We start from the raw sequence: 216 nt of genomic DNA, 5'->3' as shown, positions 1-216 counted from the left end.
ACTACTTCCTAAATTACCTTGAACACCTTGTATACCAGTATTTCCAGTCGGACCTGTTGGACCATTGTCCCCTTGCACTCCTTGTATACCTTGTATTCCTGTTGGACCTGTTGGACCGATTGGACCAGGAATTCCTTGTATCCCCTGAATACCAGTTGGACCTGTCGGACCTCTTTCGCCTTGAATTCCTTGAACACCTTGTATTCCCTGTGGGCC

1 pseudogene is annotated in these 216 nt (G+C 47.7%); it reads right to left on the bottom strand.

Annotated elements, in window-relative coordinates:
- Nucleotides 1-216: pseudogene (locus MR160_RS34680) on the bottom strand (collagen-like protein); the annotation flags it as partial.

Source organism: Bacillus cereus group sp. BfR-BA-01382 (assembly GCF_022663475.1).
In the GTDB taxonomy this organism is placed as follows: Bacteria; Bacillota; Bacilli; order Bacillales; family Bacillaceae_G; genus Bacillus_A; species Bacillus_A thuringiensis_S.
Note: the sequence above shows the minus strand (reverse complement) of the source record. Positions and strands in the feature narration are given on the sequence as shown.